Origin of the sequence: Novosphingobium sp. B-7 (genome assembly GCF_000410615.1) — a bacterium.
In the GTDB taxonomy this organism is placed as follows: domain Bacteria; phylum Pseudomonadota; class Alphaproteobacteria; order Sphingomonadales; family Sphingomonadaceae; genus Novosphingobium; species Novosphingobium capsulatum.
In genome coordinates this window covers 1-3,602 of the sequence record NZ_APCQ01000618.1, presented here as the reverse complement: position 1 = coordinate 3,602, position 3,602 = coordinate 1, and the positions used below count along the sequence as shown (strand labels likewise).

Sequence of the window (3,602 nt, the reverse complement as noted above, 5' to 3'; positions counted from 1 at the left end):
CCGCCGCCCGGGAAGCCGCCACCGCGGGGCTGTCCGCCACCGGGGCCGCCACCGGGGAAACCACCGCCACGCGGCTGGCCACCGCCGGGGAAGCCGCCGCGGTTTTCACCACCGCGGTGATCGCCATGATCATCGGCAAAGGCCGTAACGGGAACGGCGGCTGCCAGCGAGGCAACGGCCAGCGCCGCGCCGATCTTCGTTGTCCATTTTCTACTGGCGGCCATGGCCGTCTCCCTTTCGAACGTGTTTTCAGGAAATGTCGCGCGATGGCATTGGTTTCCCATCACTTGCCAATAGTGATAGAGCATTGCCGCTGTCGCATCGCTGAACCGGATGGATAGCCCGCCGTTCATATTGGTAACGCCGTTGATAAAACGGCCCAATCGTTCATCTTTGCAATCTCGCATTTTCCGCGCCACACCATCACTATGAATAATCTGGATGAAATTCTTGGCGATGCCCAGGCGCGGCTCAATGCCGTCGTCGCCGATCGGCATGCGGCCATGCATTGTCCCGTGGTGGGCACACCCGATGGCGAGATGCGGATCATGGTATTGCGTGCAGTGGCACCTGATTTGGCAGCGCTGCGTTTTCACACCGATGCACGTAGCCCCAAGGTGGCGACGATCGCCCGATACGGCCGTGCCAGCGTGCTGGCCTATGATCCGGCGGCGCGCGTGCAGTTGCGCCTGGCCGGGTCGGCACGGATCGAGCAGCACGGCGCCTTGGCCGATGCCGCCTGGGATGCTGCGGCGGTGTTCAGCCGCCGATGCTATCTGGCCACGCATGGCCCGGGCGCACCGCTGGCAGAGGCAGGCAGCGCGCTGCCTGCCGATCTGCTGGGCCGCCGCCCAACCCTTGAGGAAACCGAGGCCGCGCGCGATGTTTTCGCGGTGCTGGTGGTGGAGCCTGATACGCTCGACTGGCTCAGGCTGGACGCGCAGGGCGGGGTGCGTGCGCGCTTTGAGCGCGGGGCGCAGGGCTGGGTGGGGAACTGGGTGGCGCCTTAAGGTGCGTCACGCGTGGGTTCCACCACCCCCCGGCCCCCTCCTCTGAAGAGGAGGGGGAGTTAACATACCTATCTAAACGCCCCCTCCTCTTCAGAGGAGGGGGTTGGGGGTGGTGCGAAACCTTGCACCATCTTTGATCAGCGCGTCAGCTTCTTGTACGCCAGGCGCGTTGGGCGATCGGCCGCATCGCCCAGGCGGCGGCGCTTGTCTTCTTCGTACATGGCAAAGTTGCCTTCGAACCATTCGACGTGGCTGTTGCCTTCGAACGCCAGGATGTGGGTGGCCAGGCGATCGAGGAAGAAGCGGTCGTGGCTGATGACCACGGCGCAGCCGGCGAAGTTTTCGATGGCTTCTTCCAGCGCCGCGAGCGTTTCCACGTCGAGGTCGTTGGTCGGTTCGTCGAGCAGCAGCACGTTGCCGCCCTGCTTGAGCATCTTGGCCATATGCACGCGGTTGCGTTCACCGCCCGAGAGCTTGCCGACGTTCTTCTGCTGGTCCTGGCCCTTGAAGTTGAACGCGCCGACATAGGCACGGGTCGAAGTGTCGAACCCGTTGACCTTCATGTAGTCGAGCCCGTCGGAGATTTCCTCCCACACGTTCTTCTTGGGATCGAGGTGATCGCGGCTCTGGTCGACATAGCCCAGGCGCACGGTCGAGCCGATGTCGATTTCGCCGGTGTCAGGGGTTTCCTGGCCGGTGATCAGCTTGAACAGCGTGGACTTACCCGCGCCGTTCGGCCCGATAACCCCCACGATGCCGCCCGGCGGCAGCATGAACGAGAGGTTTTCGAACAGCAGCTTGTCGCCATAGGCCTTGGAAATGTTCTTGGCCTCGATCACCTTGCCGCCCAGGCGCTCGGGCACCTGGATGACGATCTGGGCCTTGCCCGGCGAGCGATTTTCCTGGCTGGCGACCAGTTCCTCGAACTTCTTGATACGCGACTTGGACTTGGTCTGGCGGCCCTTGGTGCCGGCGCGGATCCATTCGAGTTCGTCGTTGATCGCCTTCTGGCGGCCGGTCGCCTCGCGGTCTTCCTGCTCCAGGCGCTTGGCCTTCTTTTCCAGGTAGGTCGAGTAATTGCCTTCGTAGGGGAAGTACTTGCCCCGGTCGAGTTCGAGGATCCAGCCGACCACGTTGTCCAGGAAGTAGCGGTCGTGGGTGATCATCAGCACCGCGCCGGCATATTCCTTGAGGTGGTTTTCCAGCCATTCGACGCTTTCGGCGTCGAGGTGGTTGGTCGGTTCGTCGAGCAGCAGGATCGACGGCTTCTGAATGAGCAGGCGGGTCAGCGCGATGCGGCGCTTTTCACCGCCCGAGAGGCTTTCCACCGACCAGTCGCCCGGCGGGCAGCGCAGCGCTTCCATCGCGATTTCAAGCTGGTTATCGAGCGTCCAGCCATCGACCGCGTCGATCTTGCCCTGCAGATCGCCCATTTCATCCATCAGCGCGTCGAAATCGACGTCTTCCGGCGGATCAGCCATGATGTTGGAAATCTCGTTGAAGCGATCGACCAGGTCGGCCACTTCGCGCGCGCCTTCCTTGACGTTTTCCAGCACGGTCTTGGTGGGATCGAGCTGCGGCTCCTGCGGCAGGTAGCCCACGGTGATGTGCTCACCCGGCCATGCTTCGCCCGTGAAGTCTTTGTCGATGCCGCCCATGATCTTCATCAGCGTGGACTTGCCGGCGCCGTTGGGGCCGACGATGCCGATCTTGGAGCCCTGGTAGAACTGCAGGTTGATGTTGTTGAGCACCGGCTTTTGCGCGCCGGGGAAGGTTTTCGTCATGTTCTTCATGACGTAGGCGTATTGGGCGGCCATCTGAGGGTCCTTGCGCGAGACAGAACGTTTGGCAAAACGTGCGAAATTGTCCCGCGCTCTACAGGGCGCGCCCAAGTTGGGCAAGCACTTGGGGATGCCCGGCGCCAGGCTGGTTAGGCGGTGAGGCAGGCGATATCCGCAGGCGGGGTTGCCTCACCAGCCAGGCCCAGTGCTGCCGCGTCGAGCACTTCCCAGGTCTCGTTGGCGCGGCAGCGGATCGTCGCTGCAGGCAACTGCCGCGAGGTGGCCTGCGTGCGCAGCGCCTGAAGCGGCACGCGCTCGACCGAGCACAGCATATCGACCAGAAAGGCCCGGCGCTGGCCGGCCATGCCGACCACCACCATGATCGCCTCGTCCACGGCTGCGGTGCGCGAGCAGCCAAGGCGCGCGGCGAGATCGAGCACGGGTGTTGGCCGGTCGCGATGCAGGAACACGGCCGATAATGGAAATTGCCCAGCCAGCGGCAAGAGCGGCTGTTCGCCCGGCAGCACCGCTTCCACTGCGCCCAGCGGCAGGGCATAGCGCGCCTCGCCCAGGCGAAAGGTGAGCCAGGCATTGGCCGTGCTGGTGGCGCCGGTGGCAGCGGGCAATCCGCGCAGGCGCTGGTGCCCATCGGTATCCTCGGGCGCGACCGGCACCTGCATGGCCGCCACTTCTGCCAGGCGCGGATCGCCGGTAATCGCCGTCGCGGACAGGTGCAGCACCGGCTGGCCGCCCAGGTCGACCAGGGCATGGGCCGCGCCAGTGCCGGCAATGCCGATCGCACCCAGCGCGG

General features: G+C 64.5%; 4 protein-coding genes. 1 reads left to right on the top strand and 3 read right to left on the bottom strand.

Annotation, left to right across the window (positions count from 1 at the left end; translation table 11 throughout):
• A partial coding sequence (locus H926_RS0106810) for a hypothetical protein (protein WP_202804677.1) occupies positions 1 to 497 on the bottom strand: 497 nt, incomplete at its 3' end.
• 51 nt (positions 498 to 548) lie between these two features.
• Here H926_RS0106810 and H926_RS26040 point away from each other — a divergent pair.
• Positions 549 to 1,010 (top strand): flavin-binding protein, encoded by a 462-nt coding sequence (locus tag H926_RS26040; RefSeq protein WP_158441945.1) that lies wholly within the window; start codon positions 549 to 551, stop codon positions 1,008 to 1,010.
• 137 nt (positions 1,011 to 1,147) lie between these two features.
• On the opposite strand, the gene ettA is transcribed toward H926_RS26040, so the two are convergent.
• Both ettA and H926_RS26035 read right to left on the bottom strand, forming a co-directional pair.
• Complete coding sequence (gene ettA / locus H926_RS0106800) at positions 1,148 to 2,827, bottom strand: energy-dependent translational throttle protein EttA (protein ID WP_022675635.1); 1,680 nt, start codon at positions 2,825 to 2,827, stop codon at positions 1,148 to 1,150.
• Between the two features lie 113 nt (positions 2,828 to 2,940).
• A partial coding sequence (locus H926_RS26035) for a chemotaxis protein CheW (RefSeq protein ID WP_043608291.1) occupies positions 2,941 to 3,602 on the bottom strand: 662 nt, incomplete at its 5' end.